The organism is Micrococcus sp. 093350064-1 (assembly GCF_053627955.1).
Map to the genome: position 1 here is coordinate 376,820 of NZ_JBSEYU010000001.1, position 21,348 is coordinate 398,167.

The following is a 21,348-nucleotide window of genomic DNA, read 5'->3' on the forward strand; positions in this document are numbered from 1 at the left end:
CACGGCCCCGTCGACGCGCCGCCCCTCTCACACACAGGGGCGGCGCGTCCGTGCCGGCCTGACACGCGGCCGGCAGTCCGCGGGTCAGTCGCCGAGGCCCGCCAGCAGCAGGTCCAGTCCCTCCTCGAAGGGTGCGTCCGCATAGGGGTTCCGCGCCCCCGTCGCGCGCGTGCCCCCGCCCGCCCGGAAGGCCTCGGCGGCCGCGCCAAGCGCGGGCAGGCGCTCCTGCGCCCCCGCCACCTCGAAGATGTCGGCCGGAGCGTCGACGTCGTACGCAGACCCGTAGATGAACGACTCGAGCGCGATCACCCGGGCCAGCACCTGCTCCGGCGCCAGACCGGTCCGGGCCAGCACCGCGCACACCGTCTCGTAGACCCGCTGCGTCGACGGGGCTCCCTCGATCGGCAGGGTCGCGATGAGCGGGATCAGCGGCGGATGGGCCGCGAAGACGTCGCGGTAGGAGCGCGCCCACGCCCGCAGGGCGGCGACGACGGGCACCTCGCCCCGGATCGCGGCCTCCAGCTCGACGAGCGAGACCTCGCCCATCACGGCGTCCTGCAGCAGGACGAGCAGCTCATGCTTGCCGCTGATGTGGTTGTAGAGCGCGCTCGGCGCCACGCCCAGGCGACGGCCGACCGCCGCCATGGTGAGCCCTTCGTATCCCTCGGTGCGGGCGACCGCGAGCGCCGCGTCCGCGATCGCTTCGCGGCTCAGAGCGGGGGAGAGAGGTCGTCCGCGGCGTCGGCGCGCCCGGGGCGGTTCAGTGGTCTCGTCCATCCGGCCATTCTGACCCGTCGGACGGGCAGGAGGTGTCAGGCCGGCTACGGACCAGCCTTCCCTTCCCGGCGCGCGGCCCGTACAGTGAGCGCCGACACTCTAAATGAACGGCATTCACCCGGGCCCCGCCCGATGCCCCGTCCCCGCCAGAGGAGCACCCCATGACCACCGCCCCCGCCACCGCCGGCCGCGAGCGCCGGACGAGCGACGTCGTCGTGATCGGCGCCGGCCCGGCCGGCCTCATGGCCGCCCGCACCGCGAAGGCCCAGGGCCTGTCCGTCACCGTCCTGGAGGCTCGCCGGCGCGTCGGCGGCCGCACCTGGAACGGCCTGGTCGAGGGCGCCGACGGCAAGGACCACTTCATCGAGATCGGCGGCCAGTGGATCTCCCCGGACCAGACCCGCCTCATCTCCCTGGTGGAGGAGCTCGGCCTGCCGACGTTCTCCCGCTTCCGCGACGGTCGCAACGTCTACGTGGACCCGCGCGGAGAACGCCACGTCTACGACGGCCTCGACTTCCCGGTGGCCGAGAAGACGGACCGGGAGATGGATCGCCTGATCGCCAAGATCGACGAACTGACCGCCGAGATCGACGCCGCCGCCCCGTGGGAGCACCCGCGGGCCGCCGAGCTGGACAAGATCTCCTTCCGGCACTGGCTGGAGCAGCAGTCCGACGACCCGGAGGCCATCGACAACGTCTCCATCTACATCGCCTCCGGCATGCTGACCAAGCCCTCCCACACCTTCTCCCTGCTCCAGGCGCTGCTCATGTCCGCCTCGGCGGGGTCGTTCCGCAACCTGGTGGACGAGGACTTCATCCTGGACAAGCGCGTCGAGGGCGGCATGCAGTCCGTGTCCCTGGCCATGGCCGCCGAGCTGGGCGACGACGTCGTCCTCGGCCAGCCGGTGCGCACCCTGCGCTGGGCCGAGCCGGACCCGTCCACCGCGGACGAGAAGAACGGTGTGGCCGCAGACGTGCGCAACGGCGTGGCGCACGACGGCGCCGCCGGCGACGTCGTGGCGCTCACTGACGACTACGAGGTGCACGCCCGCTACGCGGTCCTGGCCGTCCCGCCGAACCTCTACAGCCGCATCTCCTTCGAGCCGCCGATGCCGCGCGAGCAGCAGATCGCGCACCAGCACATCTCCATGGGCCTGGTCATCAAGGTGCACGCCGTGTACGAGACCCCGTTCTGGCGCGAGGAGGGCCTGTCCGGCACGTGCTTCGGCGGCGGCCGTCTCGTCCAGGAGATCTATGACAACACCAATCGCGGCGAGAACCCGGCCGGCGGCGCCCCGGGCGAGGAGGACCCGCACGGCACCCTCGTCGGCTTCGTGTCCGACGTGTATGCGGAGCAGATGTGGGCCCTGCCGGAGGAGGAGCGCAAGGCCGCGATCCTCGGCGCCATGGCCGAGTACCTCGGCCCCCGGACTCTCGAGCCGATCGCGTTCTTCCTCTCGGACATGGCCGCCGAGGAGTGGACCCGAGGTGCCTACGCCACCAGCTACGACCTCGGGGGGCTCTCCCGCTGGGGCCACCTCCAGAACCGCCCGACCGGCCCCATCCACTACGCGTGCTCGGACATCGCCGCCGAGGGCTACCAGCACGTGGACGGCGCGATCCGCATGGGCGAGGCCGCCGCCCTGGCCATCTCCGAGCGGGAAGCCACCGACGCGGGGCAGCCCACCGGCTGACCGGCCCGACGGACAGGGACATCCTCATGAGCGCATCCACCCCACGACGCCGCGTCGTCGACGATGAGGGACACGAGCACGTATACCCGACCACCTCCGCCATCGAGCAGGTCAACCTGCTCAACCCGGGCGGGGTGAGCAACAAGGGGCTCCAGGCAGGCAAGGTCGGCCTGCTCGGGGCCGTGGTGATCGGCGTCTCCGTCGTCGCCCCCGCCTACACGTTGACCTCGGGCCTCGGGCCGACCATCAGCACCGTCGGCACCCACGTGCCCGCGATCCTGCTGCTCGGCTTCATCCCGATGCTCCTGGTGGCCCTCGGCTACCGGGCGCTGAACACGCGGGTGCCGGACTCCGGCACGTCCTTCACCTGGGCCACGCACGCCTTCGGGCCGTATGTCGGGTGGATGGGCGGCTGGGGGCTCATCGCCGCCTCCGTGATCGTGCTGTCCAACCTGGCGGCCGTCGCCGTCGACTTCACGTTCCTGCTGCTCGCCCAGATCACCGGGAGCCAGGCCATCGCGGACCTGGCCGGCAACCTGTGGGTCAACATCCCCCTGACCCTGGTGTACCTGGCCCTGGCCGGATGGATCTCGCACCGCGGCATGGAGACCACCAAGCACCTGCAGTACATCCTGGTGGTCTTCCAGATCCTGGCCCTCGGCGCGTTCGCCGTCGCCGCCCTGACGCAGTCCTCCCGTGGTGCGGGCTTCGACCCCACTCCGGTGCAGCTGGACTGGTTCAACCCGTTCACTGCAGGCGACTTCAGTGTGGTCGCGGCCGGCGTCTCCCTGTCCATCTTCCTGTTCTGGGGCTGGGACGTGACCCTCACGATGAACGAGGAGACCAAGGACCCCGAGCGCACGCCCGGCCGGGCCGCCGCCGTCACCGTGTTCGTCATCATCGCCGTCTACATCCTGTCCGCCCTGGCCGTGATCTCCTGGGCGGGCATCGGCTCCGAGGGCCTGGCCGCGGGCAACCCGGACAACCAGGAGTCGATCTTCGCGGTCCTCGCCGGCCCGATCCTGGGCCCCTTCGCCGTGATCATGTCCAGCGCGATCCTCGTCAGCTCCCTGGCCTCCCTGCAGTCCACCATGATCTCCCCGGCCCGCACCCTGCTGGCGATGGGCTTCTACCGGGCCGTGCCCGCGCGCTTCGCCGAGCTGAGCCCCCGGTTCAACAGCCCTGCCTTCGCGACTTGGGTGTGTGCGGGCTTCGCCGGCCTCTTCTACGTCGTCACGCGGCTGCTCTCCGAGAACGCCCTGTGGGACACCATCACCGCTCTGGGCCTGATGATCTGCTTCTACTACGGCATCACCGCCCTGGCCTGCGTCTGGTACTTCCGCCGCGAGTGGTTCACCTCGGTGGGCAACGCCCTCACCACCTTCCTGTTCCCGCTGATCGGCGGCCTCGTGCTGCTGGTGATGTTCTGCGTGACCGCGCTGGACTCCACCGACCCCGACTACGGCTCCGGCTCCTCCGTGTTCGGTGTCGGCACCGTGTTCATCCTGGGCATGGGCGTGCTGGCCATCGGCGTGGTACTGATGATGTGGACGCGGTTGCGCCACCCGGCCTACTTCCGAGGCGAAACCCTGCCGCAGACGGACTCGACCCGACCCATCCCGATCATCCGTCCGGACGACGACGGCACTGCCGTGGTCCGGGACCCCAACGAGAGGACCCACTCATGAGCACCCCCACCGGCTATCGCGTGCAGGACCCCAGCACCGACCAGGTTGTGGAGACGTTCCCCGCCCTCGCAGACGGTGAGGTCGACCAGGTGCTGGCCGCCGCCGAGACCGCCCAGCGCGCGTGGGCCGCCCGCCCCATCGAGGAGCGCGCCACCATCGTGCAGAAGGTCGCGGACCTCTTCGAGGAACGCAAGGACGAGCTCGCGCAGATCATCGCCACCGAGATGGGCAAGCGCGTGACCGAGGGCGTCGAGGAGGCGGAGTTCAGCTCGGCCATCTTCGGCTACTTCGCAGAGAAGGGCCCCACCCTCGCTGCGGACCGCCCCATCGAGACCTTCGAGGGCGGCCGCGCCATGATCCGCCACCTCCCCCTGGGTGTGCTGCTGGGCGTCATGCCGTGGAACTTCCCGTACTACCAGATCGCCCGTTTCGCTGCGCCGAACCTCATGCTCGGCAACGCGATCGTCCTCAAGCACGCCGAGATCTGCCCGCGCTCGGCCCTGGCCGTGCAGCAGATCATGGACGACGCCGGCGTGCCGGCCGGCGTGTACACCAACGTCTTCGCCACGCACGACCAGATCGCCGAGTTCATCGCCGACCCGCGCGTGGCCGGCGTCTCCCTGACCGGCTCCGAGCGGGCCGGCTCCGTGATCGGCGCGCTCGCGGGCCAGCACCTCAAGAAGGCCGTCCTCGAGCTCGGCGGGTCGGACCCGTACATCGTGCTCGACGCCGAGGACCCGGCCGAGGCTGCCCGCACCGCGTGGGCGACCCGCATGTACAACATGGGCCAGGCCTGCAACTCCAACAAGCGCATGATCGTCTCGGCGGACATCCATGACGCCTTCGTGGCCGAGCTGGTGTCCCTGGCCGAGGCCATGAAGCCCGGGGAGGCCACCGACGAGGACCCGACGGTCTTCACCCCGCTGTCCTCGCGCGGTGCCGCCGAGGGCCTGGCCGAGCAGGTGGAGCGGGCCCGTCAGCAGGGGGCGACCGTCCACGTCGGCGGGACCGTCACGGACGAGGCGGGCGCCCGCTTCGCCCCGGCCGTGATCACGGGCGTCACCTCCGAGATGGACGCCTACCGTGAGGAGCTCTTCGGCCCCGTCGCCGTCGTCTACAAGGTGGAGTCCGCGGACGAGGCGCTCGCCCTCGCCAACGACTCCCAGTACGGCCTGGGCGGCGCCGTGTTCTCCCAGGACGAGGCCCAGGCCGAGCGGATCGCCCGGCAGCTCGAGGTCGGCATGGCCAACGTCAACACGCCGGCGGGCGAGGGGGCGGAGATCCCGTTCGGCGGCGTCAAGCGCTCCGGCTTCGGCCGCGAGCTCGGCCCGCTCGGCATGGACGAGTTCGTCAACAAGCAGATGTACTTCGTCCAGGACTGACACCCCACGACGACGACGGGCCCGCCTCCGGTGACCGGAGGCGGGCCCGTCCGCGTCCCGCCGGCGTGGCGGGAGCGATGGGTCAGCGACGCGCCTGTCACACAGCGGGTTCTAGGCTGGCGCGCCCTTGTCCCTTCATCCGGGGCGTGGCCATCATGGACCGGATCCCCGTCGAGAACTGCAGAATCGAGAATGTCTGATGTACCCCACCCCGATTACCTTCGACGTGGCGCGCGCCGGCCGCGCTCTCGCCCAGGTCAGTGTCCGCACCCTGGCCACCGCGGCCGGTCTCGAGAAGGAGCAGCTGCGCCGCTTCGAGAAGGGGCTGGCCGACCTGCGGGTGGACGAGCGTCTGCGTCTGGAGAAGGCCCTGCTGAAGTACGGCGTCGGGCTGGTCCCGGAGGACGAGTTCGGCGGCACGGGGGTCCGCCGGATCTTCACCGCCGAGAAGTCCCGGCGCATCGAGGCCATGGAGAACGAAGGCGGCCCCGCGTACGAGGACGACATCTGAGTCCTCCGCCGACAGGCGGACGGCCCCGCATCCCGGGCAGGGATGCGGGGCCGTCGTCGTCGGTCCGCCGGTGGCGGGGGCTCAGGCGGACTGCAGCGCGTTCGTGACCTCGCTCAGGCCCTCCTTGAGGAGGTCTTCACCGATGGTCAGCGGCGGCAGGAAGCGTACGACGTTGCCGTAGGTGCCGCAGGTGAGCAGGATGACGCCGGCGGCGCGCACGGCCGCGGCCACGGTGGCGGTCAGCGTCGCGTCCGGCTCGCCGGTGGCGGGGTCCACGAACTCGATCGCCATCATCGCGCCGCGGCCGCGGACCTCGGCGATGCGGTCGTCGGCGTTCTGCGCGAAGTGCTCGCGGATGACCTGCTCGATCCGGCGGGCCTTCTCCAGGAGACCGTCCTCCTCGACGGCCTCGAACACGGCGAGCGCCGCCGCCGTGGCGACGGGGTTGCCGCCGTAGGTGCCCCCGAGGCCGCCCGGGTGCACGGAGTCCATCACCTCGGCGCGGCCGGTGACGCCGGAGAGCGGCATGCCGCCGGCGATGCCCTTGGCGGTCGCCATCAGGTCCGGCTCGATGCCCTCGGTCTCGGAGGCGAACCAGGCGCCGGTGCGGGCGATGCCGGACTGGACCTCGTCCGCGATGAACAGGACGTCGTTGGCCTTGCACCACTCGACCACGGCCGGCAGGAAGCCCTCGGCCGGGACGATGAAGCCGCCCTCGCCCTGGATCGGCTCCATGATCACGGCGGCCAGGTTGTCGGCACCGATCTGCTTCTCCAGCGCGGAGATGGCGCGCTGCGCGGCCTCGGCGCCGGACAGGCCGTCCCGCAGCGGGTAGGAGCCGGGCACGCGGTAGATCTCGGGGGCGAACGGTCCGAAGCTGTGCTTGTAGGGCATGGACTTGGCGGTCAGCGCCATCGTCAGGGTGGTGCGGCCGTGATAGGCGTGGTCGAACGCGGCCACGGCCTGCCTGCCGGTGTAGGCGCGGGCCACCTTGACGGCGTTCTCCACGGCCTCGGCGCCGGAGTTGAACAGGGCGGTGCGGGTCTCGCCGGGGATCGGGCTGGTGCGGTCCAGCTGCTCGGCCACGGCCACGTAGCCCTCGTAGGGGGTGATCATGAACGAGGTGTGGGTGAACTGCGCGACCTGCTCCTGGACGGCGGCCACGACGCGCGGGTGGGAGGCGCCCACGGAGGTGACGGCGATGCCGGAGGCCAGATCGATCAGGCGGTTGCCGTCCACGTCCTCGAGGATGCCGCCCGCGGCGCGGGCCGCGTACACCGGCATCGTGGTGGCCACGCCGGCTGGGACGGCGCGCTTCTGGCGCTCGGCGAGCTCACGGGAGCGTGGGCCGGGCAGCTCGGTGGCCAGGTGGCGGGTCTGCTCGAGGTCGGGGGTGGCGGTCATGGGGATGCCTCCTGGGGACGGCTCACGGGGAGCGGGGACGACGGGTGGGCACGACGACGACGCGTCGGGCCGCGTCCTCCCATGGTGGGGCGTCGAGGCCATGCCGTCCAGTGATGATCCGGCATGGAGGCTATGCTTATCCGGCATGGAGGAGAAACTGCTCAGGGCCTTCGTCACGGTGGCCGAGGTCGGCACGGTCTCGGGGGCCGCGATCCGCCTGGATCTCCTGCAGTCCGCGCTCAGTCGGCAGCTGCAGCGGCTTCAGCGTGAGCTGCGCCTGCCACTGTTCGCCCGGGTCGGCGGCCGGCTCGAGCTGACGACGGCCGGCGAGGCGTTCCTCCCGGTGGCGCGCGAGGTCCTCGTCGCCCATCGCCGGGCGGAGCAGGCGGCCCGCACGCTCGCCTCCGGTCGGCTCACGGACGTGGCCGTGGCCGCACCGGGCACCACCCTCATCGACGTCGTGCTGCCGTTCGTGGCCACCTTCGGGGAGGAGGACCCGCGCCCGCGCGTCGCGGAGACCCAGCTGGACGACTCGCTGCTCGACGCCGTCGCGCGGCACGACCTCGTGGTGATGCCGACGGTGCCGCCGCCCTCCGTCGCGTCGCTGCCGCTGATGGACCTGCCGGTCTGGGCGTACGTCGCCCCGGGCCACCCCTGGGCGGGCCGGACGCGAGTGTCCCTCAACGAGCTCGTGGCCCAACCCGTCGTCGCGCCCGCCCGCACCTTCATGGCGCGGCGCGTCCTCGACGGCGCCGTGGCCGTGGCGGGCCTCACGCCGCCGGCCCTCACCGAGGCGAACTCCGGGCGGGTGGCCCAGGCCCTGGTCGCGACGGGGGCGGGCGTCGCCGTCGTCACCGAGGACCCGGCCTTCGGGCTGACGCCGGTGCGGGTCATCGCGCAGGGGCGGACGCTCGCGGTACGACTGCACGCGGCGTGGCGGGAGGACCACTTCGCCGCCGAGACGCTGCAGGCGCTCGCCCGTCGCCTGCAGGCCTTCGTCCGGGACCGCTATGCCGAGCCCGGGGATGTGGCGTCTCACATGAAGAGTGAGTGAACTCGGCGGCTGTGGACAGGCGGAGCTCAACAGATGCACATGTGACAGATAGGGTCGAGATGTCCGTGACCCCCATCACCTGCACCCGCCCCGGGTGACCCACGCCCGCGCCGCCGAACCGGAGGACCCCATGTCCCTGCAGTTCCCCGCCCGCCTGTCCGCCGCCGCCCTCGGTGCCGCCGTCCTCGTCGGCGTCGCCGCCGCCCCGGCCCACGCCGCCACCTGGACGCCCGAGCACGGCACCCCGTCCGGCACGTTCGTCAGCGCCGACGGCGACCTGATGGAGTTCGTCCTCTACGACAACTTCGCGACCGAGGACATCCGCGCCGTCGTCGTCACCGCGTCGGGGGAGGAGACCGAGATCCAGGTCGACTTCATCACCGAGGACGACATGGGCGCCGTGTTCCTGCACGACATCGAGCAGGCCCTCGGCGGCGACCTGGCGCAGCCCTACGAGGTGCATGTCTACGGCGCCGGCCAGCTCGCCTTCGGCGCGGCCTTCGCCGCCGACGGCACCATGACCCCGATCGAGGCCGAGGAGTTCATCCCGTTCGAGGACTGGGCCGAGGTCGCCACGTGGCGCGTCTACACGGACCAGAACGCGACCGTCGTCGAGTCCCTCGTGACCGAGGACGGCGGCGTGCCGAGCCCGATCGACGCCGAGCTCACCGTGGCGCCGCAGCACGGCACCGTCGAGATCGGCGGGACCTCCTTCGGCTACACCCCGGAGAAGGACTTCCTCGGGACCGACACCTTCACCGTGGTGATGACCGCGAACGGCGTCACCCGCACGGTCGAGTTCACGGTCGAGGTGCTCGACCTGCCGGGCGACTCCACGCCCACCCCGATCGACCCGGCGCCCGCCCCCGAGCCGCAGCCCGAGCCCGAGCCCGAGCCGGCTCCGGAACCCGAGCCGGCTCCGGAACCCGAGCCGGCTCCGGAACCCGAGCCGGCTCCGGAACCCGAGCCCGCCCCGGAGGAGCCGGTCGATCCGGCCCCCGCCCCCGAGGAGCCCGCCGAGCCCGAGCAGCCGGCCGAACCGGTCGTCGACGAGGGCGAGCCCGCGGCCCCGGCTCCCGAGTAGCCGGCCGAGGACGGCCACACCGTCCCGGACACGGTCGAGACCGGCAACGGCTCCGCGTGGGGCCTGGCCGCCATCGGCGCCCTGGCCGCCGGCGTTCTGGTGCGCCTGCGCCGCACCTTCGGCCTGGCCTGAGCCCGCACCGAGGCGGCCGGGGCGCACCCGCGTCCCGGTCGCCTCGGCCATCCCGAACGGACGACGCGCCGGGCCGAGGCCGGAGCGCGTGAGACCATGCCGTCGTCGGACGCGGCCCCGGGCGGGCCGCGTCGATGCACACGAGGGGAGAACCCGGATGAACACCACCGTCCGACGCGCCCTGTGGGTGGTCCTGGTGCTGCTGTGCCTGGGACTCGTGTTCCTCGCGCTGCGCGGGGTGCTGGCGGTCGGCGCCGTGCCGATCAGCGCCGCCCCCACCCTCAGCGCCACGGCGTCCGCGACCCCGTCGCCGTCGCCGTCGCCGTCCTCGGCACGCTTCACGCCCAGCCCCGCAACGACGGCCACCCCGACCCCGACGCCGAGCCCGTCCTCGGCGTCACCCACGCGGGAGGCGGCGGTTCCCGTCGAGACCCAGGAGCTCGCCGGCACACCCACGCCGTCCGAGGAGCCGACCCCCACCGAGGAGCCGGCGCCGTCCGAGGAGCCGGCACCGTCCGAGGAGCCGACCCCCGCCGCGGCCGCCCACCTCTCCGGCCCCGCCGCCCCGTGGGACGAGGTCACGGCGACGCCCGTGCACGTGGACGTCCACCAGGACGGCGAGCAGATCGTCGGAGCGGGGATCGACCTCACGCAGTTGGATGAGGGCGGCGACCTGGACCCGGAGCCACAGACGGTCGGCTGGTACGGCCCGCCGCAGTGGGGCACCACGCCGGGGGAGCGGTCCCGGTACGCGGGGGTCCTGGCCGGGCACGTCGTCTACCACGGCGTGCGGGACGTGTTCTGGAACCTGGGCGACGTGCGCGCGGGTGCCGTCGTCGTGGTGACATACGACGACGGCACGCAGGCCGCCTTCGAGGCGGACGCGGACGCGGTCTCGGTGGAGAAGGAGGCGCTCACCCAGGATCCGTCGCACCGCTGGGCATGGGAGCCCGGGGGCGACGACGCGAAGGTCACGCTGATCACGTGCGACCTCGTGCCGGGCACCGGGATGGCCGGGAACGCCTTCAACAACTGGGTGGTGCAGGCCACCCGCGTCGCCTGAGGCCGCGGCGACCCCGGGGCCGGGAGGCCGGAGGGGTACCCTGGGGAGGCCGGGGCGGCCGACCGCGTCGGACCGCCCTTGACCCCGTGACCGGGTGACGACCGCCGAGAGGACCTGCGCCCATGAGCCGAGCCGACATCGCCCCCGCCCGCGTGCGCCCCCGCCGCTGGAGCGTGGCCGTCGGAGGGGCGCTCCTGAGCATCACCCTGGCCACCGGCGGCTGCAGCGTCGCCGAGGAGCCCGGACAGACCGGTGGCACGGAGGCGGGGAACACCTACCTGGAGGGCGTGCTGGCCAGCCCCAGCCAGACGTCCGCCGACCCGCTCGCGGCGGACATCCAGTTCGCGGGTCTGCTGCTGCGCAACCACCGCGACGCGATCCAGCAGTCCGATGAGGTGCTGGGCAAGGACGGCGTGGACCAGGAGATCCGGGCCACCGCCGAACGGATGAAGTCCGAGCACGAGGAGCGGGCGCGCCGGCTCGAGTCGATGCTCGAGGGCTGGGGCGTCCCCTCGGATGACGTGCGCGGTGCGGGTGCCGAGTCGACCCCGTCTGCGCAGCCCGAGTCCACGGAGGACGCGGAGCCGACCCAGATCGTGGGCGACGAGTTGCGCGCCGGACTCCTGTCCGACCGGGAGAAGAACGTGCTGGCCGCCGCCGAGCCGGAGGAGGCAGGACGGATCTACCTGCTCCAGATGCGCCGCCTCTATCAGGGCGCGCTGACGATCTCCGCCACGGAGGCGGAGGACGGCTCGGACGACGCGGCGAAGGAGCTGGCCTCCAGCGTGGTCGAGGGCCATCGCAAGGAGCTGGAGAGTTTGGCCGCGACGCTCGGGGAGATGGGCGTGATCGGGTCGAGCGGGGCGCGCACGGCGGAACCGTCCGGGTTCACCGGCCCCATCAAGATCGAGGGCACCGGCGCCGACGGCGGCTCCGTCCCCTCGGACTTCGTCCCGGAGCCGGTGCAGCGGGTGCGCAACTTCCGCGCCACCCAGAAGCCGGTGCTGCCGTCGTCGAGCTCGCCCAGTTCCTCCAGCGCTTCGGGCTCCGCCAGCGCGTCCGGCCGGGACGCCGAGGACCAGCGGGGGCGGGACGCCGCATCGGCGAGCCCGTCGCCCAGCCCGGCCGACACGGCGCAGGCCACCCCGCGCCCCTCCTCCGGGGCAAGCCCCTCGCCCAGCGCGTCCCGCTGACGCGCCGCGTCGGCAGGCCGGCCCGATCCGCATCGGGCGTCGCCGTGACCGAGTCGATAGCGCTTCGTCACCGGACGGTGACCCGCATCACGTCCGTGCGGCGTAGATTCGTGCCGACGCGGCGAGTGCGGCATCCGGTCGACCTCGGGCGTCCGAGCCGGGGAACCCTTCGGCCCGTCGCAGCACCGCACCCCTGGAGGAGCACGATGCGCACCGCCCGACCAACCCGCCTCGCCGCCGCCCTGGGCGCCGGCGTCCTTCTCGTGGGGGCGACCCCCGCCCTCGCCTCACCCGCCCACCCCGCCGGATGGACCGCCGAGCACGGCCTGCCTGGCGGATCCTTCCTCGTGGCCAGCGCGGAGGGTGAGACCGGCGCCTCCTTCGGCACCGAGTTCGAGGTGGACGAGTCCGACGTCCGCCTGACGGTGGCTCCGGTGCTGGAGGGGGAGGCCCGCGGCGCCGAGACCGAGGTCCCGTTCACGTACGACGACGAGCTGGAGCGCGGTGACTTCGACGTCGCCGCGGCCCGGCGGAGCCTGGGCGAGTCGGGGACCGGCCCCGTCGTCTACGCCCTCTACGTCCTGGGCGGCGAGGTGGCCGCCCTCACCTACGGTCCGGACGCCGACCTCACCGATGCTGACCCGGGCGAGCCACTGCGCGCCGACCAGCGTCATGAGCTCGGCTTCCACATGCTCCCCACCGTCTGGGACACCACCCTGCTCGCGGCGCCGGGGGAGCGATACGTGTTCATCTCCTCGAACACGGGCGATGAGGCAGCGCCGCTGACGCTCGTCGCGGGCCCGGCCGAGGGCCGGGCCGTCGAGGTGACGGAGGAGGAGACCGGCGGTCCGCGCGGCTACGTCTACCAGGCGCCCGAGGGCTTCACCGGATCCGACACCGTCACCCCGCGGGCCACGAGGGACGGCGTGACGACGACGCGGACGGTGACCGTGCGGTTCGGCGACCCCCGCGTGGACCTTTACGACTGGGAGAACGGGCGGATCCCGGGGTTCGTGACCTTCCCCGTGGCCGGTCTGTTCGACGACGCTCTGGCTCCGGGTCAGCCGGCCGATCCCGACACCCCCACCTCGCCGGCGGGGCCCGAGACCCCCGCGGAGCCGGCCGAGGGCGAGCACACGGTGCCGGACGCGGTCGAGACCGGGCGTGGTCTCGGGGCGTGGCCCGCCGCCGTCGCGGTGCTGGCCGCCGGCGTCCTGGCCGTGGTGCGCCGGCACCGCGTCGCGGCCTGACCGCTCCGGTCAGCGGGGCGCGAGCAGCGCGCTCTTCTCCGGGTGCTCGTCGAACCACTGGGCGACGTACCAGCACATCGGCACGATGCGGCGGCCCCCTGCGGGGCCGCCGTTCGTCGCGATGTCCTCGACGGCGCCCGCGGTCAGCGCGGCGGCGTGGCCCCGGCCGCGGTGCACCGGGATGGTGAACGCGCGGTTCAGGGAGACGGCCGCGCCGTTGTCCCGGAAGTCGAGGACGGCGAGCAGTGTGCCGCCGTCGTGGAGCTCGTAGCGGGACTCGGCGTCATTGCGGGTGACGGTGGGGGAGGTGCTCATGCCGGGGCAACCCCCGGTGGTCACGGGGTATTCCGACGCCGGCCGGCGGCGGGCTCCTACATGTAGTGGTCCGCGGGGGCCGGACACGCCGCTCGCGGACGTGGCGAACCCGACTTTCCGGCTGTGGGAACCCGGCCCCGAGATCTCCACCGGCTGTGGACAGTCGACCTCGGTCCCGGCGTGTCCCGCATGTCCGCGCGGATCGTCTCGCACAGCAGGGTGTGGACAGGATGGGCAGAGGGTGGGGATACGTAACTACAGCGGTGTGACTACTACATGTAGGGATGGTTCCCGGCTGTGATCACTAGATGTAGTATCGACGCAGATGTTCGGCACGCCCCGTGATTCACCTCGCGGGCGCCGCGCCGACACCCGCAGACCACCAGAGACCACGAAGGAACAGGGATCGCCATGACCGTCACCGTGTACACCAAGCCGGCCTGCGTGCAGTGCAACGCCACCTACCGTGCACTGGACAAGAAGGGCATCGCCTACGAGGTCGTGGACATGTCCCAGGACCCCGCCGCCCTCGAGCGCGTCCGTGCCCTCGGCTTCATGCAGGCCCCCGTCGTCGTCACCGAGACCGACTCCTGGTCCGGCTTCCGCCCGGACAAGATCGCCGAGCTCGCCGAGTCCGCCGCGGCATCGGTGGCCTGACCGGAGTCGACATGACCGTCGCCGCGGACCCGAGCCACATCCGCTCGGCCGAGGCGCAGGGGCTCGTCCCCACCGACGCGGGACTGATCTACTTCTCCTCCGCCTCCAACTACACGCACCGCTTCGTCGAGAAGCTCGAGCTGCCCGAGGACCGGGTGGCTCGACTGCCGTTGATCACCCGGGAGCCCACCCTCGGGGCCACCGCCCCGTACGTCCTGATGACCCCCACCTACGGCGGGGGCAGCGGGCCGGGCGCGGTCCCGAAGCAGGTGATCAAGTTCCTCAACGTCCCGGAGAACCGTCACTGGATTCGGGGTGTGATCGCGTCCGGGAACACCAACTTCCATGAGGGCTACTGCCTGGCCGGCTACATCATCTCCCGCAAGTGCCAGGTGCCCCTCATGTACAAATTCGAGCTGATGGGCACGCCCGACGACGTCGAACGCGTCCGCGGCGGCCTGGAAGGACTGTGGACATGACCACCACCGCACCCACCGAGGCGGACCTCATCCGCCAGGCGAAGAACATGCCCGCCGAGTGGCAGAACCTCGGCTACCACGAGCTCAACGCCATGCTGAACCTCTACGGCGCCGACGGTCGCATCCAGTTCGAGGCCGACCACGCGGCCGCGCGCCAGTACTTCCTGCAGCATGTCAACACCAACACGGTGTTCTTCCACGACCTGGAGGAGAAGCTCGACTACCTGCAGAAGAACGACTACTACGAGACCGAGACGTTCGAGCAGTACCCCTTCGAGTTCATCCGAGGCCTGTTCGACCGTGCCTACAAGGCCAAGTTCCGCTTCCCGACCTTCCTCGGCGCGTTCAAGTTCTACACCTCGTACGCCCTGAAGACCTTCGACGGCAAGCGCTACCTCGAGCGCTACGAGGACCGCGTCGCCGTCGTCGCCCTCCACCTGGCCCGGGGCGACCAGGAGCTGGCCACCCACCTGGTGGACGAGATGATCGCCGGCCGCTTCCAGCCGGCCACCCCCACGTTCCTCAACTCGGGCAAGAAGCAGCGCGGTGAGCTCGTCTCCTGCTTCCTGCTGCGCATCGAGGACAACATGGAGTCGATCGCCCGCGGCATCAACTCCGCCCTGCAGCTGTCCAAGCGCGGCGGCGGGGTGGCCCTCTCGCTGACCAACATCCGCGAGCACGGCGCGCCCATCAAGCAGATCGAGAACCAGTCCTCCGGCGTCATCCCCGTGATGAAGCTCCTCGAGGACTCCTTCTCCTACGCCAACCAGCTCGGCGCGCGTCAGGGCGCCGGCGCGGTGTACCTCAACGCGCACCACCCGGACATCCACCGCTTCCTCGACACCAAGCGCGAGAACGCGGACGAGAAGATCCGCATCAAGACCCTCTCCCTCGGCGTCGTGATCCCGGACATCACGTTCCAGCTGGCGAAGAAGAACGAGGACATGTACCTGTTCTCGCCGTACGATGTCGAGCGCGTCTACGGGGTGCCGTTCTCCGAGATCTCCGTGACCGAGAAGTACTACGAGATGGTCGACGACGCGCGGATCAAGAAGACCAAGATCAACGCGCGCGAGTTCTTCCAGACCATCGCCGAGATCCAGTTCGAGTCCGGCTACCCGTACGTCGTGTTCGAGGACACCGTGAACGCCGCGAACCCGATCAAGGGCCGCATCACCATGTCCAACCTGTGCTCCGAGATCCTGCAGGTCTCCGAGGCCTCCGAGTACAACGAGGACCTGAGCTACGCCCACGTGGGCCAGGACATCTCCTGCAACCTCGGCTCGATGAACATCGCCAAGACCATGGACTCGCCGGACTTCGGCCGGTCCGTGGAGACCGCGATCCGTGCGCTGACGGCCGTGTCGGTCATGTCCGACATCCAGTCGGTGCCGTCCATCGCCAAGGGCAACGCCGCCTCCCACGCCATCGGCCTGGGGCAGATGAACCTCCACGGCTACCTGGCGCGCGAGCGCGTCCACTACGGCTCGGAGGAGGGCATCGACTTCACGAACATGTACTTCTACGCGGTGCTGTTCCACGCGCTGCGGGCCTCGAACCGGATCGCCATCGAGACCGGTCAGCGGTTCGGCGGGTTCGAGGACTCGAAGTACGCCTCCGGGGAGTTCTTCGACAAGTACACGGACCAGGAGTGGGCGCCCGCCACCGAGCGCGTCGCCGAGCTGTTCGCCGAGGCCGGGATCGCCCTGCCCACGCAGGACGACTGGCGTGAGCTGAAGGCCTCCGTCATGGAGCACGGCATCTTCAACCGCAACCTGCAGGCCGTCCCGCCGACGGGCTCGATCTCCTACATCAACAACTCGACCTCCTCGATCCACCCGGTGGCCTCGAAGATCGAGATCCGCAAGGAGGGCAAGCTCGGCCGCGTCTACTACCCGGCGCCGTACCTCACCAACGAGAACCTCGAGTACTACGAGGACGCGTACGAGATCGGCTACGAGAAGATCATCGACACGTACGCCGCGGCGACGCAGCACGTGGACCAGGGCCTGTCCCTGACGCTGTTCTTCAAGGACACGGCCACCACCCGTGACCTGAACCGCGCGCAGATCTACGCGTGGACGAAGGGCATCAAGACGATCTACTACATCCGCCTGCGCCAGCTCGCGCTGGAGGGCACCGAGGTCGAGGGCTGCGTGAGCTGCATGCTCTGACAGCCGACCCTTCGAGGCGGGAAATCCCGCGTATTCCGCGCTTCTGAGCGCGGGTGCGCTCGATTTCCCGCCGCGAAGTGGGGCGGCGCGCCTGGCCGGGCGGGGCGGGCCCACGACGTCGTGAGCCCGGACCTGCCCGAGTGGCTGCCGCTGCCCCTGCGGGCCTAGACTGTCCCGGACCCGCGCCCCGCTGACCGTGCTCTCGAGAGCCCCCGGAATCCGCGGATTCTCAACGAATTCTTCTGAAGGATGTGCCCTGCCGTGACCGAGACCCAGCAGTCCCACCTCGTCGAGGCGATCAACTGGAACCGCATTCAGGACGAGAAGGACGTGGAGGTGTGGAACCGCCTCGTCAACAACTTCTGGCTGCCGGAGAAGGTGCCGCTGTCCAACGACGTCCAGTCCTGGTCCCACCTCACGGATGAGGAGCGACTGCTCTCCATGCGCGTGTTCACGGGCCTGACGCTGCTGGACACGATCCAGGGCACCGTGGGCGCCGTCTCCCTCATCCCGGACGCCATGACCCCGCACGAGGAGGCCGTCCTCACGAACATCGCGTTCATGGAGTCGGTGCACGCGAAGTCGTACTCCTCGATCTTCTCCACGCTGGCCTCCACCCCGGAGATCGACGAGGCGTTCCGCTGGTCCCGTGAGAACCGGAACCTGCAGGCCAAGGCCGGCCTGATCGTGGAGCGCTATGACGGCCAGGACCCGTACAAGAAGAAGATCGCCTCCACCCTGCTCGAGTCCTTCCTCTTCTACTCGGGCTTCTACTGGCCCATGTACCTCTCCGCGCACGCCCGCCTCACCAACACCGCCGACCTGATCCGCCTGATCATCCGCGACGAGGCCGTGCACGGGTACTACATCGGCTACAAGTACCAGCGGAGCATCGAGACCCTGCCGGAGGAGAAGCGGGAGGAGCTCAAGGCCTTCACCTTCGAGCTGCTGTTCGAGCTGTACGAGAACGAAGTGGAGTACACCCATGACCTCTACGACGCCGTCGGCCTGGCCGAGGACGTGAAGAAGTTCCTGCACTACAACGCGAACAAGGCGCTGATGAACCTGGGCTACGAGCCCATGTTCCCGGCCGAGACCACGAACGTGAACCCCGCCATCCTCTCCGCGCTCTCCCCGAACTCGGACGAGAACCACGACTTCTTCTCCGGCTCCGGCTCCTCCTACGTGATCGGCAAGGCCGAGAACACCGAGGACGAGGACTGGGACTTCTGATCCCGTCCGCCTGAGCCCCGTCCCGACGACGGCCGGTCGCCTCCCCGCGGAGGCGCCCGGCCGTCGTCGTCTCGCGGGGGCATCACACGTCGACACCCGGGCCCGCAGTATGACGCTGCGCGTCACCGCCCTGCCCGATGGAGCGCACACGCTGCGATACGCTTGGGCCCAGCTTCAGGAGAAGCGGCTGTGGACCCCGCCTCGGCGGGTCCACGTGGTCCCACGACGAGCCGCTCGCCAACCCCATGTTCACGGGTGGCAACGGACCGAGAAGCGGCCTGCCTCCGCTGCGTGCAGACCCCTCGAGGGGAGCCCGCGGTGACTGGGGGACGGGCAAGAGCAGCGTTCGAAAGGATCCCGGCCTCCGGCTCGGGGCGTCTCTCGCCCCCCGCCCGCCGTGCTGTGCCCCGCGGGGAATCACCCACCGCACGGCCCACCCCGCACCGTTCCGCACCCGCCGTGCCCACCCGCGCCGGCGACGTCGCACCGTCCTCCAAGGAGAACCCCATGACGACCCCCTCGAACATCTCCCGCCGCTCCTTCGCCGGCCTGTCCCTGGCCGCCGTCGGCGCGTTCGCCCTGACCGCCTGCAACTCGCAGGCCGAGGAGAAGAGCGACGACGGCGCCCAGACCGTGCGCATCGGCGTCGTGTCCGAGAACGAGTCGCACCGCGCCCTGGTGAAGCTCGCGAAGGAGAAGCACGGCATCGACGTCGAGATCCGCAACTTCACCGAGTACACGCAGCCGAACCCGGCGCTGGACAACGGCGACATCGACATGAACTGGTTCCAGCACATCGCCTACTTGGCCGACTACAACCAGGCCTCCGGCAAGGACCTGACGATGATCGGGACCACCGAGATCATCCCGCTGCCCCTGTACTCCAAGAAGTACACGGACGTCTCCGAGTTCAAGAAGGGCGACACCGTCGCCATCCCGAACGACACCGTGAATCAGGCCCGTGCCATCAATGTGCTCGTCGCCGCCGGCCTGTTGAAGCTGTCCAATGAGACCATCCGCCCGGAGGTCCGCGACATCGACGAGGCCGCCTCCACCGTGACGGTGCAGCCCGTGGCCGCGCAGCAGACCGTGAACGCGCTCGAGTCCGTGCAGGGCGCGGTCATCAACAACACCTTCTCGGCGGACGCCGGCATCGACACGAACACCGCCCTGTTCAAGGACGACCCCGAGGACGACTCCGCCAAGCCGTACGTCAACGGCTTCGCCGTGCGTCGCGAGGACCGCGACAACGAGACCTACAAGAAGATCGCGGCCCTGTACCACGAGCAGCCCGTGCTGGATGAGTCCGCGAAGCTCTCCTCCGGCACGAGCGTGCCGGTGCAGCTCGACACCGCCCAGATCGACGAGACCCTGAAGCAGTACCAGGACGCGATCGCGAAGCAGGGCGCCTGATCCATGGCAGGTTCCCATACGTCCGACCGTGACGCGGTCACCCCGGGGCGCCCCTCCGCGGGCGCCCCGGGGGAGCCGGTCATCGTCTTCGACCACGTCAGCCGCGTCTACGCCGCCAAGAAGGGTGCCGGTGTGAAGGCCGTGGACGACGTCTCGCTCGCCGTGAACCGCGGCGAGGTCTTCGGCGTCATCGGCTTCTCCGGCGCCGGCAAGTCCACCCTGATCCGCATGATCAACGGGCTGGAGAAGCCGACGTCGGGCACCGTCACGGTGCTGGGCCAGCAGGTCTCCCATCTCTCCGAAGCGAAGCTGCGTCCGCTGCGCACCCGCATCGGCATGGTGTTCCAGCAGTTCAACCTGCTGACCTCCCGCACGGTGGCCGGGAACATCGAGTTCGCTCTGGACACGGCCGGCTGGCCGCGGTCCAAACGCCGCGCTCGCGTGGCGGAGCTGCTCGAGTTCGTCGGCCTGGCGGACAAGGCCAAGCACTACCCGGAGCAGCTCTCGGGCGGCCAGAAGCAGCGCGTCGGCATCGCCCGCGCCCTGGCCGCCGAGCCGGAGATCCTGCTCGCAGACGAGGCCACCAGCGCCCTGGATCCCTCGACGACGCACGAGGTGCTCTCCGTGCTGCGCCGCGTCAACGAGGAGCTCGGGGTCACGATCGTGGCCATCACCCACGAGATGGAGGTCATCCGCTCGATCGCCGACCGCGTCGCCGTGATGGACAGCGGCCGCGTGGTGGAGTCCGGCAAGGTCTACGACCTCTTCTCTCGGCCCGCCCACTCCGCCGACGCCGCGTCCTTCGTGGCCACGGCGCTCAAGGACCGGCCGAATGCCGAGGAGGTGGCCCGCATCCGGGCGCGCACCGAGGGTCGGCTGATCATGGTCTCGCTCAAGGACTCCGCCGCGGTCTCGGCGGTGCTCGGCACCGCATCGACGCGCGGCGTGGGCTTCGAGATCGTCCACGGCGGCATGTCCGCCACCAAGGACTCCGCGTACGGCCTGCTCACCGTGGCGCTCACGGGCGAGGCCGCCGCGGTGGACGCGTTTGTCGCGGACCTGGCCGGCGCCGGAGACGTGCAGGAGGTGCACCAGTGATCGACCGATTCCAGAACCTCGACTGGGGGTACTACGGCCCCGAGCTGATGACCGCCGTGGGGGACACCCTCTACATGGTCGGCTGGTCCTTCATCCTCGGCGGCATCCTCGGCCTGCTGGTCGGGCTCGTCCTCTACACCACGCGCCCGGGCGGCATCTTCGCCAACCGTGCCGTCTACCTGGTCACGAACTTCATCGTGAACCTCATCCGGCCCATCCCGTTCGTCATCCTCATCGCCGCCCTGCAGCCGCTGACCATCGCGGTGCTCGGCACCGGCATCGGCAACACCGCCGTGGTGTTCTGCATGATCTGGGCGTCCACGTTCGGCATCGCCCGCATCGTGGAGCAGAACCTCGTCTCGCTGGACCCCGGCGTGATCGAGGCCGCCCGCGCGATGGGCGCCTCCCGCATGCGGATCGTGCGCGCCGTGGTGCTGCCCGAGGCCCTCGGCCCGCTGATCCTCGGCTTCACGTTCGTGATCATCTCGCTCGTGGACATGTCCGCGATGGCGGGCATCATCGGCGGCGGCGGCGTCGGCAACTTCGCCATCGTGGAGGGCTACAACCGGTTCCGTCCGGAGGTCACCTGGCTGGCCGTGATCGTGGTGATCGTGTTCGTCCAGGCGCTGCAGCTGATCGGCAACGGCATCGCCCGCAAGGTCATGCGCCGCTGAACCCCGGCTCGGTCCGCACGACGACGGCCGGTGACATCCCCGCGGGGACGTCACCGGCCGTCGTCGTTCTGGC

Annotated in this window: 19 protein-coding genes; 16 read left to right on the forward strand and 3 right to left on the reverse strand. The window is 70.8% G+C overall.

The window, feature by feature from the left end; genetic code table 11:
• Positions 1-84: 84 nt before the first annotated feature.
• Positions 85-777: a TetR/AcrR family transcriptional regulator gene (locus ACUW6W_RS01765; protein WP_036381598.1), complete on the reverse strand. Its 693-nt coding sequence runs from the start codon at positions 775-777 to the stop codon at positions 85-87.
• A gap of 161 nt (positions 778-938) precedes the next feature.
• On the opposite strand from ACUW6W_RS01765, the gene ACUW6W_RS01770 reads away from it, so the two are divergent.
• The 4 genes from ACUW6W_RS01770 (at position 939) to ACUW6W_RS01785 (ending at position 6,052) form a co-directional block, all read left to right on the forward strand.
• A complete protein-coding gene (locus tag ACUW6W_RS01770; RefSeq protein ID WP_434783818.1) occupies positions 939-2,471 on the forward strand; it encodes an FAD-dependent oxidoreductase in 1,533 nt (510 codons plus the stop codon).
• Between the two features lie 26 nt (positions 2,472-2,497).
• A complete protein-coding gene (locus ACUW6W_RS01775) occupies positions 2,498-4,159 on the forward strand; it encodes an APC family permease (protein WP_354403029.1) in 1,662 nt (553 codons plus the stop codon).
• Positions 4,156-5,541: an NAD-dependent succinate-semialdehyde dehydrogenase gene (locus ACUW6W_RS01780; protein ID WP_454179689.1), complete on the forward strand. Its 1,386-nt coding sequence runs from the start codon at positions 4,156-4,158 to the stop codon at positions 5,539-5,541. The genes ACUW6W_RS01775 and ACUW6W_RS01780 overlap by 4 nt, the downstream gene beginning before the upstream one ends.
• 199 nt (positions 5,542-5,740) lie before the next feature.
• Positions 5,741-6,052, forward strand: a complete 312-nt coding sequence (locus ACUW6W_RS01785) for a hypothetical protein (RefSeq protein ID WP_036340936.1) — start codon at positions 5,741-5,743, stop codon at positions 6,050-6,052.
• A gap of 81 nt (positions 6,053-6,133) precedes the next feature.
• Here ACUW6W_RS01785 and gabT read toward each other — a convergent pair whose 3' ends face one another.
• Positions 6,134-7,456, reverse strand: coding sequence for a 4-aminobutyrate--2-oxoglutarate transaminase (gene gabT / locus ACUW6W_RS01790; protein ID WP_136939773.1), 1,323 nt, complete (start codon positions 7,454-7,456; stop codon positions 6,134-6,136).
• A 145-nt stretch (positions 7,457-7,601) separates the two neighbouring features.
• Here gabT and ACUW6W_RS01795 point away from each other — a divergent pair, with 145 nt between their 5' ends.
• From ACUW6W_RS01795 to ACUW6W_RS01815, 5 genes are all read left to right on the forward strand, one after another.
• Positions 7,602-8,510 (forward strand): LysR family transcriptional regulator, encoded by a 909-nt coding sequence (locus tag ACUW6W_RS01795; RefSeq protein ID WP_144818438.1) that lies wholly within the window; start codon positions 7,602-7,604, stop codon positions 8,508-8,510.
• 130 nt (positions 8,511-8,640) lie between these two features.
• Entirely contained in the window at positions 8,641-9,594 is a 954-nt protein-coding gene (locus tag ACUW6W_RS01800; RefSeq protein WP_186299582.1) for an Ig-like domain-containing protein, read from the forward strand.
• Positions 9,595-9,883: 289 nt separating this feature from the next.
• Positions 9,884-10,789, forward strand: a complete 906-nt coding sequence (locus tag ACUW6W_RS01805; protein WP_063189606.1) for a class F sortase — start codon at positions 9,884-9,886, stop codon at positions 10,787-10,789.
• Between the two features lie 122 nt (positions 10,790-10,911).
• The gene (locus tag ACUW6W_RS01810) at positions 10,912-11,982 is read left to right on the forward strand and encodes a DUF305 domain-containing protein (protein WP_063189608.1); all 1,071 of its coding nucleotides are present in this window, start codon (positions 10,912-10,914) and stop codon (positions 11,980-11,982) included.
• Between the two features lie 206 nt (positions 11,983-12,188).
• Positions 12,189-13,232 carry a hypothetical protein gene (locus tag ACUW6W_RS01815; protein WP_454179692.1) on the forward strand — a complete coding sequence of 348 codons (1,044 nt, stop codon included), beginning with the start codon at positions 12,189-12,191 and terminating at the stop codon, positions 13,230-13,232.
• A 9-nt stretch (positions 13,233-13,241) separates the two neighbouring features.
• Here ACUW6W_RS01815 and ACUW6W_RS01820 read toward each other — a convergent pair whose 3' ends face one another.
• Positions 13,242-13,547: a GNAT family N-acetyltransferase gene (locus ACUW6W_RS01820; protein WP_036338933.1), complete on the reverse strand. Its 306-nt coding sequence runs from the start codon at positions 13,545-13,547 to the stop codon at positions 13,242-13,244.
• Positions 13,548-13,958: 411 nt separating this feature from the next.
• Between ACUW6W_RS01820 and nrdH the strand changes: the two genes are divergently transcribed.
• From nrdH to ACUW6W_RS01855, 7 genes are all read left to right on the forward strand, one after another.
• Positions 13,959-14,204: a glutaredoxin-like protein NrdH gene (nrdH, locus tag ACUW6W_RS01825; RefSeq protein ID WP_036313172.1), complete on the forward strand. Its 246-nt coding sequence runs from the start codon at positions 13,959-13,961 to the stop codon at positions 14,202-14,204.
• A gap of 11 nt (positions 14,205-14,215) precedes the next feature.
• Positions 14,216-14,683 (forward strand): class Ib ribonucleoside-diphosphate reductase assembly flavoprotein NrdI, encoded by a 468-nt coding sequence (gene nrdI / locus ACUW6W_RS01830; RefSeq protein ID WP_004167610.1) that lies wholly within the window; start codon positions 14,216-14,218, stop codon positions 14,681-14,683.
• A gap of 47 nt (positions 14,684-14,730) precedes the next feature.
• Positions 14,731-16,857, forward strand: coding sequence for a class 1b ribonucleoside-diphosphate reductase subunit alpha (gene nrdE, locus ACUW6W_RS01835; protein WP_180537555.1), 2,127 nt, complete (start codon positions 14,731-14,733; stop codon positions 16,855-16,857).
• 249 nt (positions 16,858-17,106) lie between these two features.
• Positions 17,107-18,090, forward strand: coding sequence for a class 1b ribonucleoside-diphosphate reductase subunit beta (gene nrdF, locus ACUW6W_RS01840; RefSeq protein WP_205810588.1), 984 nt, complete (start codon positions 17,107-17,109; stop codon positions 18,088-18,090).
• 507 nt (positions 18,091-18,597) lie between these two features.
• Positions 18,598-19,503 (forward strand): MetQ/NlpA family ABC transporter substrate-binding protein, encoded by a 906-nt coding sequence (locus tag ACUW6W_RS01845; protein WP_073115374.1) that lies wholly within the window; start codon positions 18,598-18,600, stop codon positions 19,501-19,503.
• Between the two features lie 3 nt (positions 19,504-19,506).
• Positions 19,507-20,601 (forward strand): methionine ABC transporter ATP-binding protein, encoded by a 1,095-nt coding sequence (locus tag ACUW6W_RS01850; protein ID WP_078026103.1) that lies wholly within the window; start codon positions 19,507-19,509, stop codon positions 20,599-20,601.
• Positions 20,598-21,275: a methionine ABC transporter permease gene (locus ACUW6W_RS01855; protein ID WP_036313181.1), complete on the forward strand. Its 678-nt coding sequence runs from the start codon at positions 20,598-20,600 to the stop codon at positions 21,273-21,275. Before ACUW6W_RS01850 ends, ACUW6W_RS01855 begins: the two co-directional genes overlap by 4 nt.
• Positions 21,276-21,348 lie beyond the last annotated feature (73 nt).